This is a genomic window from Arthrobacter oryzae, assembly GCF_031454875.1.
Classification (GTDB): domain Bacteria; phylum Actinomycetota; class Actinomycetes; order Actinomycetales; family Micrococcaceae; genus Arthrobacter; species Arthrobacter oryzae_D.
In genome coordinates this window covers 402,849-415,772 of the sequence record NZ_JAVDRQ010000003.1, presented here as the reverse complement: position 1 = coordinate 415,772, position 12,924 = coordinate 402,849, and the positions used below count along the sequence as shown (strand labels likewise).

14 protein-coding genes are annotated in these 12,924 nt (G+C 64.4%); 8 read left to right on the top strand and 6 right to left on the bottom strand.

All coding sequences use genetic code 11. The annotated features are described in order from the left end of the window. Positions 1-102: 102 nt before the first annotated feature. The 6 genes from J2805_RS07855 to J2805_RS07830 all read right to left on the bottom strand — a co-directional run bounded on the left by J2805_RS07855 (position 103) and on the right by J2805_RS07830 (position 5,260). A complete protein-coding gene (locus J2805_RS07855) occupies positions 103-405 on the bottom strand; it encodes a hypothetical protein (protein ID WP_309974691.1) in 303 nt (100 codons plus the stop codon). A 626-nt stretch (positions 406-1,031) separates the two neighbouring features. Continuing rightward, a complete protein-coding gene (locus tag J2805_RS07850; RefSeq protein ID WP_309974688.1) occupies positions 1,032-1,364 on the bottom strand; it encodes a hypothetical protein in 333 nt (110 codons plus the stop codon). A gap of 205 nt (positions 1,365-1,569) precedes the next feature. Further along, complete coding sequence (locus J2805_RS07845) at positions 1,570-2,553, bottom strand: S1C family serine protease (RefSeq protein WP_309974686.1); 984 nt, start codon at positions 2,551-2,553, stop codon at positions 1,570-1,572. Positions 2,554-2,637: 84 nt separating this feature from the next. Continuing rightward, the gene (locus tag J2805_RS07840) at positions 2,638-3,144 is read right to left on the bottom strand and encodes an NUDIX hydrolase (protein ID WP_309974684.1); all 507 of its coding nucleotides are present in this window, start codon (positions 3,142-3,144) and stop codon (positions 2,638-2,640) included. A 107-nt stretch (positions 3,145-3,251) separates the two neighbouring features. Beyond that, entirely contained in the window at positions 3,252-3,974 is a 723-nt protein-coding gene (locus tag J2805_RS07835; protein WP_309974679.1) for a type 1 glutamine amidotransferase, read from the bottom strand. Further along, the gene (locus J2805_RS07830; RefSeq protein ID WP_309974675.1) at positions 3,971-5,260 is read right to left on the bottom strand and encodes a MurT ligase domain-containing protein; all 1,290 of its coding nucleotides are present in this window, start codon (positions 5,258-5,260) and stop codon (positions 3,971-3,973) included. The genes J2805_RS07835 and J2805_RS07830 overlap by 4 nt, the downstream gene beginning before the upstream one ends. Positions 5,261-5,350: 90 nt before the next feature. On the opposite strand from J2805_RS07830, the gene pdxT reads away from it, so the two are divergent. From pdxT to secF, 8 genes are all read left to right on the top strand, one after another. After that, positions 5,351-6,061, top strand: a complete 711-nt coding sequence (gene pdxT, locus J2805_RS07825; RefSeq protein ID WP_309974672.1) for a pyridoxal 5'-phosphate synthase glutaminase subunit PdxT — start codon at positions 5,351-5,353, stop codon at positions 6,059-6,061. 3 nt (positions 6,062-6,064) lie between these two features. Continuing rightward, complete coding sequence (locus tag J2805_RS07820) at positions 6,065-6,820, top strand: YebC/PmpR family DNA-binding transcriptional regulator (RefSeq protein ID WP_205653957.1); 756 nt, start codon at positions 6,065-6,067, stop codon at positions 6,818-6,820. Positions 6,821-6,854: 34 nt separating this feature from the next. Then, positions 6,855-7,433, top strand: coding sequence for a crossover junction endodeoxyribonuclease RuvC (gene ruvC / locus J2805_RS07815; protein WP_309974665.1), 579 nt, complete (start codon positions 6,855-6,857; stop codon positions 7,431-7,433). A gap of 107 nt (positions 7,434-7,540) precedes the next feature. After that, positions 7,541-8,185: a Holliday junction branch migration protein RuvA gene (ruvA, locus tag J2805_RS07810; protein WP_309974662.1), complete on the top strand. Its 645-nt coding sequence runs from the start codon at positions 7,541-7,543 to the stop codon at positions 8,183-8,185. Then, on the top strand, positions 8,178-9,266 hold the full coding sequence (ruvB, locus tag J2805_RS07805; RefSeq protein WP_309974659.1) for a Holliday junction branch migration DNA helicase RuvB: 1,089 nt from the start codon (positions 8,178-8,180) through the stop codon (positions 9,264-9,266). Before ruvA ends, ruvB begins: the two co-directional genes overlap by 8 nt. Before the next feature lie 228 nt (positions 9,267-9,494). Next, positions 9,495-9,905, top strand: coding sequence for a preprotein translocase subunit YajC (gene yajC, locus J2805_RS07800; RefSeq protein WP_309974890.1), 411 nt, complete (start codon positions 9,495-9,497; stop codon positions 9,903-9,905). 115 nt (positions 9,906-10,020) lie between these two features. After that, the gene (secD, locus tag J2805_RS07795; protein ID WP_309974656.1) at positions 10,021-11,778 is read left to right on the top strand and encodes a protein translocase subunit SecD; all 1,758 of its coding nucleotides are present in this window, start codon (positions 10,021-10,023) and stop codon (positions 11,776-11,778) included. Then, positions 11,779-12,801 carry a protein translocase subunit SecF gene (gene secF, locus J2805_RS07790; protein WP_309974653.1) on the top strand — a complete coding sequence of 341 codons (1,023 nt, stop codon included), beginning with the start codon at positions 11,779-11,781 and terminating at the stop codon, positions 12,799-12,801. The last annotated feature ends 123 nt before the right edge of the window (positions 12,802-12,924 follow it).

Here is a 12,924-nt window from a genome sequence, read left to right as displayed (position 1 = left end):
CGCTATTAGGGGAAGGGCGCCGTTCGCCCAAGGAGGGGCATCGCCCGAAGCGAGCCCCTCCTTGTTGCCTTACGGAGCAACCGTCAGGCTGCCACCGGCTGCCTAGTGACGGCCCCGCCTGTGGTCGTCGTCGCAGTAGCTGACCCACTTCCAGTGGTAGTGGTTCCCATGGCGTTCTTTCTTCCAGTAGCCGTGGGTTTCACACCACTTCTTGTGATTCTTCCAGTTATGGTGGCGGTCGCGGTCGCGGTCACGGTCCCTATCGTGATTGGTGTAGCTCTGGTAGCTCGGGGCCGAAATCGTGACACTCTTCAGACCCGTGTCCGCTGCAGCTGGTCCGGCCGCGACGGCCGCCCCTCCGACGCCGAGTCCTGCGGCAAGCAGGGTGGATGCGAGCAAACCCATTGACCTCTTCATGAGATCATTTCCCATCTTTTGTTCATTCCCAGGTGGTTGTCGCAGGCTAATCCGGGCAGGCGGAATCTGGCACGGTGAATCACTGTGGCTTCCGGTGTGCCCGCGTCGGGCTGCACCAGGATCAAGATCCCTGTTGGATATTCGTCTGCGGTTGGTGGCCCCAAATTTTGTCCGGCGATACGTTCCATGAATAGGCGCAATGCCCCATTTTTGCAGTGGCCTTATTCAAAGCGGCAACGCAGAGTCCTGCCGCATTTGGGAACCTCCGTGCACCCTTTTTGCGTGACTTTCGTTCGAGCACACGGATAACGATATGAGGGCACCCCCGTGCCTACCCCAATACCCACAAGTCCAAGCCCCGGAACATTGGTCCGGCCGCCAGACTGTAGTGCTGGAACACACCGGTCCGCCACATCAATGTGATCAAAGGGGAGTGTTCATTATCAACGATAGCCCGATGACTTCAGTGAGAAAAGGAGTAGCGGTCTATTTCACCGGAAAATGCGATATCCTCCTGCCGGGACGTGCCACCGACATGCCTCGTTGGGTTGTGTGCCAATTTCGCCCTCGGAGTGCGCGTTCCGGCGGCACGGGCACCGAAGCCGCCGCTTATGTTACGGCGCAATGGTGAGGATCCGAACCGGCTGAGCGCAGGACGCGCGGGTCAAATGCCCGGCTCCGGCGGAGCCGTAGGCCCTATTGTTCCTACCAGTGTCGTCGCACCAGTCAATGTTGTAGGGCATCGCGGTCACGGTCGCCGCTCCGGCCGCCGAGTCCGCAGGGACACTGAACGAATATGTGAATCCGCCGGCGTCGTTCATCGGGGACGTTGCGTCCACGACCTTCACACCCGCCGCGTCCGTCACGGTCACGTGAATGCGGGCGTGCTGGCCGTAGCGCGGGTTGCAGCCGGCGTCCGGCGCCGTGACACTCACGTTTTGGCCCACTTGGGCACGTTCGGGTGTCACCGTGGAGGCAGGCGGGAAGCACGGGGGAGCGTCGAAGGGACCTGGCCTTGAACACGCAGGGAGTCCCGCAAGGAGGAAAACCGTACACGATGCCATAACGGCGAGAAGGACGAGCCTACGGCCGTTCATTCCACATTGAGAATCAATGCCCACACATTCATTGTTGCCGATTTGGAGCGGACTGCTATTGGTTTTCTGTCATTTCTTCGGGGATCGCGACCACATGCAACTCCGCGCCGTCACGCAACGCCGAAATATCGAGCGGGGCTCCGATTGCCTCGGAGAAGAGCAGTTTTTGGAGGCTCTCCGCATTCGAAACAGACTTCCGTCCCACGCTCAGGAGCACGTCACCGGCCCGGAGGCCTGCCCGTTCGGCCGGCGATCGCGGAAGGACTTCGACAACCAGGAGTCCGTCCCGGTGGCCGGTGCGGACCACCGAACTGACCGGGAGCTGAATGGGAGTGTTGACCAGTCCAAGGTAAGCGCGCCTGACGCGCCCGTCGGAGAGGAGCGAGGCGATGATCCGCCGTGAGGTCGAGTTGATCGGAACCGCCAGGCCCAGCCCCGCACCGGCGACCGCTGTGTTGATGCCCACGATCCGGCCGCGGGCGTCCGCAAGTGCCCCTCCGGAGCTGCCGGCGTTCAACGCCGCGTCGGTCTGGATGACGTCCTCAATGACGCGGCGGTTGCGGCCGGCCCAGACGGGGATGGAACGGCCCAGTCCGCTGACCACACCGGCAGTCACGGAACCAGAGAGCCCCAGTGGATTGCCGACGGCGATAACGAGTTGTCCGACTTTGAGGAGTTCGGCATCACCGAATTCGGCCGGTGGGGCGGTGGGTGCCTTGCCATGGACGATGGCAAGGTCGGACAGGCGGTCTGCTCCCACCACTTCCACTGCGGTCCGCGAACCGTCGGCGAAGACTGCATGGCCCTTTCCGGCCGCGCCCACGACGTGGGCGTTGGTTACCAGATACCCGTCCGACGTGAACAGGACAGCTGACCCGGCGCCCACGCGGAACCTGCCGTTGCGTCCGTTGCCGGTCATTTCAATGGCGGCCACGTGCGGGGTGACGGTTTCAGCCACCCGGATGACGGTTGCCGAGTAGGAATCCAGCGGATCTTCGGCCGCGTTGGTTTCGTTGACTCCGCCGTTGAGCTTGACCATGGTGAGCCTCCTGGAATGGTGCTTACCAATGTCAACGACAGCGCTTCCGGCGCTAGTCCTGCCGGGGCTACGCCGTCAGTGAAATCAGGAGTGGTGCAGGAGACGGCTCCGAAGCCCGGGCCACGCCGTGGCGAAGGACGGGTGCAGGTTGATGCCCTCCACGGCGTCCGCCGGTACCCATGTCAGTGCGATGCTCTCGGGGTCGTTGATGACAGGCTCGAAGGATTCAACCACGCGAACCGCCACTGTGGTGTACGACCAGTACCCGACGTCGAATACGGATGTGAAGAGGACCCGGACGCTCTCCGACGGGACGGCGGCTTCCTCATGGGCCTCGCGCAGGGCGCCCGTAATGGCGTCCTCTCCTTCATGAAGGGCCCCGCCCGGAAGGCCCCAGGTTCCGCCGTGATGACTCCACACGGCACGGTGCTGCAGCAGGATGCCCTTGCCTGGGTCCTGCACCAGGAGTCCCGCGGATCCGAACCGGCCCCAGAACTTGCCGAGCTCCCCTTCCACCCAGGCGTCTCCCGGGTTGCGTGGGCCTGACGGGCGGCGGAGGTATTCCGGGAGGCTGGAGGCTGCGGTGTCCATGGAAATAGTCTGCCACGGCCTATCTCCGGGCCCGTCGCAATCTGTCACAGGAAATCCCTGTCCAGGTCCCCGCGGCGTGCCCGGGTGGGAGCTATCGCGGGTGGGAGCTATCGAGGTCGCCGCGCGGCGTGTTCGCGTGCCAGCACCGCGAAGCGGTCATCCGGATCACCGGGGCTGAAGCTGCCGTACTTGCGTTCGACGGCGGTGCGGATCAGGAAGTCGGCAATGGCAGGGTTCTTCGGCAGCAGGGAACCGTGGAGGTAGCTTGCCACGATGTTCCGATAGCGGGCCCCCTCCTTGCCGTCGCTGCTGTTGTTGCCCATGCCTTTGGGGGTGGTGCCGAGCGGCCTGACGCCGGGTCCGAGCGTTGTCTGCCCGCTGTGGTTTTCGTAGCCAAGGATGTCCCCGAATTCGGTCGAGGACACCGTCACATTGCCGATCAGGCGCTCGTCGGTTCCATGCGTTTCGACATCCAGCACACCGATGCCCGGTATCACGGAGCCAGTCCGGGTCTTGAAGAACCGGCCGAAGAGCTGGTACATCCCGCAGATCAGCAGCATGGGAGTTCCGTCTTCGGCCAGCTCCTTCAACGTCGACTCCCGGGACAGCAGGTCGTCCTGGATGACAAGCTGCCCGCTGTCCTGTCCGCCGCCGCCCACGATGAGGTCAACATCGGCCGGGAAATCATCGCCCACGTTGTACTCGAGGAGCTCGGGCGCATAGCCGTGCCAGCGGAGCCGCTGCTGGAGCACCAGGGCGTTGCCCCAGTCCCCGTAGATGTTCATGTCGCGGGGGTACAGCTGCAGGACCCTGACATTGCCCTTGCTCATGAGACCACCTCCACAGTGGTGATTTTGGACAGTTCGCGGCGGATGGCAAGCATTGCCGTGTATGTGCAGAACACGCGTTTGGGCTTGCCCTTGGCGCCTTGGATGAACGCGGCCAGGGCCGGCGTGATGTCCGGGTTCACGGCGCCGATGGCGACGTCGTCGTATTGCAGCCGCAGCGCCATGTCGTAAGCCCGCGAGCCGGTGAGCTGGTCCACCCCGCCTTCGCGCAGCGAATCGAACTCGACGTCCCAGAGCCACGACATGTCCCGGCCGTCGGCGTAGTTGTCATTGATTGCGACCATCGTGGCGTAGCCGCCGGCGGAAAATGATTTCAGGCCCAGCCGGAAACCGCTGGGGTTCTTGACCAGCACAAGGTCCAGCGGCAGCCCGTCAACCACGAGGCTTTCACCGCGGCCGAAGGCCGGAGCCACCTCTGACAGTGCTTTGAGGAGGCCGTCGTGGTCAGTGGGCGCCGTGCCGGTCCCGGCAATGCAGCGGGCCAGGACAAGGGCAGCCGCGGCGTTGAAGATGTTGTAGACGCCACGGAGCTTCATCCCGGTGGTGACCGTGGCGCCGTCGTACTCAAAGTCTGCGTCGTCCGTCCCCACCCGGCGCAGCACGACGTCGGCGTGCGGCTTCTCGGGCAATGCCGGCACGGGGCTGCCGGGACCTGCGCGGAGGTCGTCATCGTTCGGGAACGTGCTCAGCAGCGAGTCGTCGAGGCCGAAGTAGCGGACCTCGGGTCCGTCCAGGGTGTCGGCGATCCGGGCAACACGCGGATCCTCCCGGTTCAGGACAACGGTGCCGGTGGTCTTGGAGGCGATGTGCTGCAGCAGCTGAGCAGTCTTGTCGATTTCGCCGAAGCGGTCCAGCTGGTCACGGAGGACGTTGAGCAGCAGGCTGTAGCGCGGCGGAACCCGGTTGACGAAGTGCACGGCGTGCGCCTCATCAAGTTCCAGCACGGCAATGTCCGCGTCCAGGCGGCCCCGCCAGTCCACGTCGCCCAGCAGCGCAGCGGCGACGCCGCGGGTGAAGTTGCTGCCGGTGCGGTTTGTGAACACCTTCAGTCCCTGGCTCTCCAGCAGTTCAACAACCATCTTGGTTGTGGTGGTTTTGCCGTTCGTCCCGCTGACGACGGCGACCCCCAGGGGAAGCGTGGACAGGGTCCGCTGCATGAATCCGGGGTCGATTTTCTCGACCACAAGACCGGGGAAGGCAGAGCCTCCGCCCCTTAGCCGGGAAACTCGGCGGACGAGCTTGCCGAGCGGAACGCTGAAGTAAAGCATGCTCTGAATATATCCCAGCTGAGGCATGGAACCGGGCCGGCGGGGCCATTCCGGCACTCCTTCGCCTGCGGGGAGCACTATGCTGTTTGGATGACCAACCCCCCTTCCACGGACTTTTCCCGCGCGGGTTCGGGCCTGCGAATCGGCGTCCTGGCGCTCCAGGGTGACTTCCGGGAGCACCTGCGCGCCGCTGAAGCAATGGGCGCCACAGGCATCGGCATCCGGCGCCCGTCCGAACTTGACGGCATCGACGGACTGATCATTCCCGGCGGCGAATCCACCACCATCGACAAGCTTGCCCGGGCGTTCGAAGTGGCGGATCCGCTGCGTAAGCTCATCGCCGATGGCCTGCCGGTGTACGGCTCCTGCGCAGGCATGATCCTGCTCGCCGATGACATCGCGGACCCGGCCACGGACCTTGCAGGCAACCCGCAGCAGACGTTCGGCGGACTGGACATCACCGTCCGCCGTAACGCCTTCGGCCGCCAGCGGGAATCCTTCGAGACTGATCTGGAATTCAAGGGACTGGATTTCAGCGACACCGGCTCCGGTGTGGCCCCGGTCCATGCGGTCTTCATCCGCGGCCCCTGGGTGGAGCGTGTGGGCCCGGGTGTGGAGGTCCTGGCCCAGGCGGAACCCGCGGACCCGGAGCATGCCTCGCATGCCGCCGTGCTGCAGGGGACGGCTAGAATTGTTGCAGTGCGTTCAGGCCATCTGCTGGCCACCTCCTTCCACCCGGAAGTGACGGGGGAGAAGCGCGTGCATGAACTGTTTATTCGAATGATCAGAGGAGAAGCGTAAAGCATGTCAGGCCACTCCAAATGGGCGACGACCAAGCACAAGAAGGCCATCCTTGATAGCCGCCGGGCAAAGTCGTTCGCCAAACTGATCAAGAACATCGAAGTCGCGGCCCGGATGGGCGGCCCGGACCTGGCCGGCAACCCCAGCCTGGAACTCGCAGTCACCAAGGCGAAGAAGACCTCGGTCCCCGCCGACAATATTGACCGTGCCATCAAGCGCGGCGCCGGCCTGACCGGTGAAGTCGTGGACTACACGGAGATCATGTACGAATGCCGTGGCCCGCAGGGTTCGGCGCTGCTGATCGAGTGCCTCACGGACAACAAGAACCGTGCCGCTTCCGAGGTCCGGCTCGCGATCTCCCGCAACGGCGGCACCATCGCCGACCCCGGTTCGGTCAGCTACCTCTTTTCCCGCAAGGGCGTTGTCACGCTCCCCAAGAACGGGCTGAGCGAGGACGACGTACTCATGGCAGTGCTCGACGCCGGTGCGGAGGAAGTCAAGGACAACGGCGACACCTTCGAAATCCACTCGGATCCGAAGGATCTCCAGGCCATCCGTGATGCGCTCAAGGAAGCCGGGATCGAATATGACACCGACGAAGCCGAGTTCGTCCCCTCCATGGAAGTCCCGCTCGACCTGGACGCTGCCAAGAAGTTCATGAAGCTGGTGGACGCCCTGGAAGACCTCGACGACGTCCAGAACGTTTACAGCAACGCGGACCTCAGCGACGAAGTGCAGGCCGCGCTGGAAGCCGAGTGATCCCGCCACCCTGCAGTGATTTTGAGGCCCGGCCTTGACCCTCCGAGTATTGGGAGTCGACCCGGGCCTCACCCGTTGCGGCATCGGCGTCGTGGACGTGGAAAAGAACCGGCGCGCCACCATGGTGGCCGTCGGAGTCGTAGGCACGTCGCCGAATGAGAGCCTGGACCAGCGCCTGCTCCTTATCGCCACGTCCATCGATGACTGGCTGGACCGGTATGAACCCCATGTCCTTGCTGTGGAGCGGGTGTTTTCGCAGCTGAATGTCAGCACCGTGATGGGCGTCGCGCAGGCGTCCGGCGTGGTGATTGCCGCCGCCGCGCGCCGCGGGATACCGGTGGCACTCCACACGCCGTCGGAAGTCAAGGCCGCCGTCACGGGCAGCGGAACTTCCAACAAGGAAGCCGTCACAAAGCTTGTCACCAAGATCCTTCGCCTCGACGCCCCGCCGCGTCCGGCGGACGCGGCCGACGCCCTCGCGCTGGCAATCACTCATGCCTGGCGGGCCGGCAGCGGAGCGGCTATTGCCACTACGGGCCCCGGCAGCCTTTCCCTCACGCCGGCGCAGCGGGCCTGGGCTGAAGCGGAGGCCAAGGCGCGCCGTGCACGGTGAATGTCCGGGCTCCTTGCTAGGGTATTCGTAGATATGTTCGGATAGCCGGTTTCGTCCCGGCTGTATTTCGCTAGCTGTATTTTCGCTTTATACCCAGGAGCCCGGCCTTGATCAGTTTTCTCCGCGGAACCGTAGCGCACGTCGGGTTGTCCTCCGCCGTGATCGACCTCAACGGTGCCGGCATGAGCGTGAACGCCACCCCCCAGACCCTCAGCGGGCTGCGCGTGGGCGAGGAGGGCAAGCTCTTCACCTCCCTGATAGTGCGGGAAGATTCGCTGACACTCTTCGGATTCACCAGCGACGACGAACGTGAGGTTTTCGACATCCTGCTCAGCGTGAGCGGCGTCGGGCCGCGGCTCGCACTGGCCGTGCTGGCAGTCCATGATCCCGAGGCGATCCGGGTTGCCGCGCACACCGGCGATGGCAAGGCCTTCACCAAGGTCCCCGGCATTGGTCCCAAAGTGGCCGGCCGGATTGTCCTGGAGCTTGCCGGGAAACTGGTGCCGCACGGGGCCGGTGCAGCGGCGGCCCCGGCAGCCTCGGCTCCGGCCCCGTGGAAGCCGCAAGTGGTGGCGGCCATGACCAGTCTCGGCTGGTCCGAAAAGGACGCCTCGTCCAGCATCGACAAGGCCCTCTCGGATTCCCCGGAGCTGGAAGCTGACGGCCAAGTGGCCGAAATCCTCCGGGCCACACTGCGCTGGCTCGGCCAGGACGGCGCCCGTGCCGGCAACAGGGTAGGCAGCCGTGGCTGAATCCACCCTGGTCGGCGGGGGAGAGGAGCCGGAGGAACGCGTCATCGAGGCGGCCCTCCGTCCCAAAAACCTGCACGACTTCGTGGGTCAGCATCGCGTCCGCAAACAACTGTCGCTGGTGCTCGAGGCCTCGCGGATGCGCGGGCGCAGCGCTGACCACGTCCTGCTCTCAGGCCCGCCCGGCCTCGGTAAAACCACGTTGTCCATGATCATCGCGGCGGAGATGAATGCTCCGCTGCGGATCAGCAGCGGGCCGGCCATCCAGCACGCCGGGGACCTTGCCGCCATCCTTTCCTCCCTGTCGGAAGGGGAGGTCCTGTTCCTGGACGAGATCCACCGCATGTCCCGGCCTGCCGAGGAAATGCTGTACATGGCCATGGAGGACTTCCGCGTCGACATCGTCGTGGGGAAAGGCGCCGGTGCCACCGCGATTCCCCTCGAACTGCCTCCGTTCACGCTCGTGGGCGCCACCACCCGCGCCGGGCTTCTTCCCGGTCCGCTGCGGGACAGGTTCGGCTTCACCGGCCACCTGGAGTTCTACTCCGTCGAGGAACTGGAACTCGTCCTGAGGCGGTCGGCCGGCCTTCTGGACCTCAAAGTCAACTCGGCGGGATTCAGCGAAATCGCCGGCCGGTCCAGGGGCACGCCCCGAATTGCCAACCGGCTGCTCCGCCGTGTCCGCGACTGGGCCCTGGTCCATGGCATCGACCAGATCGATGCCCGCGCGGCTTCGGCGGCACTGGACATGTACGAGGTGGACAAGAGGGGCCTTGATCGGCTGGACCGATCCGTCCTCGAAGCCCTGATCACCAAATTCGGGGGTGGCCCGGTGGGACTCTCCACACTGGCGATTGCCGTGGGCGAGGAACCCGAAACCGTGGAGACCGTAGCCGAGCCCTACCTTGTCCGCGAGGGGCTGCTGGGGCGGACACCCCGGGGCCGGATCGCGATGGCTCCGGCCTGGACACACCTGGGTTATGCGGTTCCGGACGGCGTATTCGGCCAGGAGACGCTGGCGCTGTTCGAACCGGAAGACCTCGGCGGCGAGCCCGTGGCGGAGTGGCTTCCGAACAGCCAATAGCAGCGTCCGGCTGACTTTCCCTTTAGACTGGGATGAACGCTCGGCACGTTCGGGTCTTTGTTTCTGTGGGCGGCTCCGGCCGCCGTCGGCTGGGGGTTTTCTGCCAGATGGGCCGAAACGAAGCGGACGTTGCTGTAAATCAGCTATGTAAGTACAGAACGGAAACTTCCTGTGTTCGGACACATTACTGCCCAGGCCCAGCCGCAGGCCGGCGGCGGCATCGACATCATGACCATCCTGCTCTTCGTGATGCTCGGACTCTTCATCTTCATGATGTTCCGCCGCAACAAGAAGACCCAGCAGCAGCAGGCCACGCTGCAGTCCCAGTTCGCACCGGGCGTGGAGGTCATGACGAGCTTCGGACTCTACGGCCGCATCGTCTCCATCGATGAGGACGAGAACAAGGTTCTCCTCGAACTTTCCCCCGGCAACCTTGCCACAGTGCACCGCCAGGCCGTCACCAAGATCGTCGAGCCGGCCGTTGCCGCCGAAGAGCCCACCGTTGTTCCCGACGACGCCTCTTCCCTGACCGGGCAGGACGAGACCCCGGCCGACGCAGTTAACCGCACCGAAACCGTCAACGAGACGCCGGAAGAATCGCTGAAGCGTCTGAACGACGAAGGCAAGAAAGACAGCTAGTCTGGCGTTCCCGCCGAGTCCCGCTAAGTAGAATTTAAAGACGGCCGCGGGCTGCCGCCGGTGTGTGAGCCCAGCTCACCCCGGCGGCTCCTCCGTAATCAATAGAAAGATCACAATGGCACGTACTGGCCCCAAAAACTCAGCACTCAGGGTGCTGGTCTGGCTCGGCGTAATCCTCGCCGTCATGACTGCCGTCCTCGCGGGCGGCACCGTCGCCGGCCAGGCCAGCTGGGCACCCAAGCTCGCGCTTGACCTGGAAGGCGGAACCCAGATGATCCTGGCGCCCAAGGTCGAGGGCGGCTCGGACATCAACGAGGACCAGCTCAACCAGGCCGTTGCGATCATTCGCCAGCGCGTGGACGGCTCAGGCGTCGCGGAAGCCGAAATCAGCACGCAGTCCGGCCGCAACGTGGTGGTAAGCCTTCCGGGTACGCCCTCCAAGGAAACCCGCGCCCTCATCCAGGCCTCGGCCGACATGAACTTCCGGCCGGTGCTTCAGGCCGGGGCAGGCGCGGCGGTTCCCACCGAGTCGCTCACGCCGGACGACCAGCTGCCCAAGCCGACCGCAGAGCCGGCCAACAGCAGCGATATCAACTGGGTCACTCCGGAGGTCTACAAGAAGTTCGAGACCCTGGACTGCGACAATCCCTCGCAGGACAAGCAGGAGCGCTCCGACCCCGCCAAGCCGCTGGTGACGTGTGAGCCGGCAACGGACACGTCCCCGGCCATCAAGTACATCCTGGGCCCGGTTGAGGTCAAGGGCTCGAACATCAAGTCCTCCTCGTTCCAGCTGCAGCAGGGCGCACAGGGTGCTGTCACCAACGAGTGGGCAGTAAACATCCAGTTCGATGAGCAGGGAACCGCGAAGTTCAAGGAAGTCACTGAGCGGCTGTACCAGTTCTTCGTTGCCGCCGGCGGTGAGCAGGGCTCTGATCCGAAGGCACAGTTCGCCATTGTCCTCGATGACCAGGTCATCTCAGCACCGAGGTCGCTCGCGGTGATCACGGACGGCCGTCCGCAGATCACGGGTGGGTTCACCGAGGCGTCCGCCAAGGCCCTGTCCGACCAGCTGCGGTTCGGTGCCCTTCCCATCAGCTTCGACATCCAGAGCGAACAGCAGATTTCCGCAACGCTGGGCGGCGAGCAGCTCAAGATGGGCCTGCTCGCGGGCGTTATCGGCCTGCTCCTGGTGGTGGTCTACTCCCTCTTCCAATACCGGGCGCTGGGATTTGTCACGATTTTCTCCCTCGTGGTGGCCGGTGCGCTGACGTACCTCGCCATTGCCATCCTGGGCTGGACCGAAAACTATCGCCTGTCACTCGCCGGTGTAGCCGGCCTTATCGTCGCCATCGGCCAGACCGCCGACTCGTTCATCGTCTACTTCGAACGAATCCGCGATGAACTCCGGGAAGGCCGCGGGCTCGTCTCCGCGGTGGAGAACGGCTGGAAGCGTGCCAAGCGCACCGTCCTGGCCTCCAAGGCAGTGAACCTGCTGGCCGCCCTGGTGCTCTACTTCGTCGCCGTGGGTAACGTCCGGGGCTTCGCGTTCACCCTTGGCCTGACGGCAATCGCCGACCTCATCGTGGTGTTCATGTTCACCCACCCGACGCTGCAGCTCCTGGCCCGCACGAAGTTCTTCGGCGAGGGCCACAGGTTCTCCGGCCTCGACCCGAAGCGCCTCGGCGCGGTGCCGCTGTACCGCGGCGCCGGCAGGCTCCGCACGCCGGAGGAAAAGCCGGCCGTGGTGCGTGCCAAGAACAGCGGCGCAGCTGCCGAAGCTGAGCGCCGGATGACCATTGCGGAACGCCGACTGGCGGAAAAGCAGGAGCAGCTTGCCGGTTCCTCCAAGAGCACGTCCAAGGAGGGCAAGTAAATGACTACGAATTTTGCCACGTTCGGCAATGAGCTTTACACGGGCAAGCGCTCGTACAACTTCGTCGCCTCCAAGAAGATCTGGTTCGTGATCGCGGCTATCGCCGTGGCGCTGTCCATCCTCCTGCCGGTGGCGAAGGGCGGGTTCAACCTTGGCATCGAGTTCCGGGGCGGGTCGGAGTTCACGGTTTCCAACGTGAAGACCACCGACGCAGCACTCGGCGAGAAGGCTGTCCAGGACGTCGTGGCGGGCAGCATTCCGCGCGTAGCCAACGTCGCCGGCACCACGATGCGCATCCAGACCGACAAGCTCACGGACGACGAGACCCTCCGGATCAAGGAAGGCCTCACCTCGGCCTACGGAGTCACGGACAACGAGGTGACGTCCACGTTCGTCGGACCCACCTGGGGTGCGGATGTCACCAAGCAGGCACTGCTGGGCCTGGTGATCTTCGTCGTCATCGCGGCAGTTTTGATGGCCTTGTACTTCCGGACCTGGAAGATGTCGCTTTCGGCACTCGTGGGCATGCTGGTCACCATGTTCGTCACTGCCGGCGTCTACGCCCTCAGCGACTTCGAAGTCACGCCGTCGGCCATCATTGGCTTCCTCACGGTGCTTAGCTACTCGCTGTACGACACCGTGGTGGTCTTTGACAAGATCCGCGAAAATACGGCAGACCTTGATGCCTCCACCCGCCGCACTTTCGCGGAGGAGGTCAACCTGGCTGTCAACCAGACGCTGGTCCGTTCCATCAACACCATGATGGTGGCCATCCTCCCCGTCGGCGCCATCCTGTTCATCGGAGCCGGGCTCCTGGGCGCCGGTACCCTGCGGGACCTTTCGCTGGCCCTGTTCGTGGGCATCCTGATCGGTACCGCGGCAACCATCTTCATCGCGGCCCCGCTCTATGCCTGGCTGCGGCAGGGCGAAACCCCGCTGGTCAAGCAGGCCGAGCGGGTTGAACGCCGCCGGAGTGAGGCAGCTGCCAAGGCTGCGGCTGCGCCGGAGTCTGCACCAGCCTGAGCTGTGTTTCCCTAAAGAGCCGGACGCTGAAGGACCGGACGCCGTCATTCGTGACGGCGTCCGGCCCTTCTCATATCCGGTCCGGTTACAGAAGTCTCCTGCCACGGGAATAGACTGGGATAA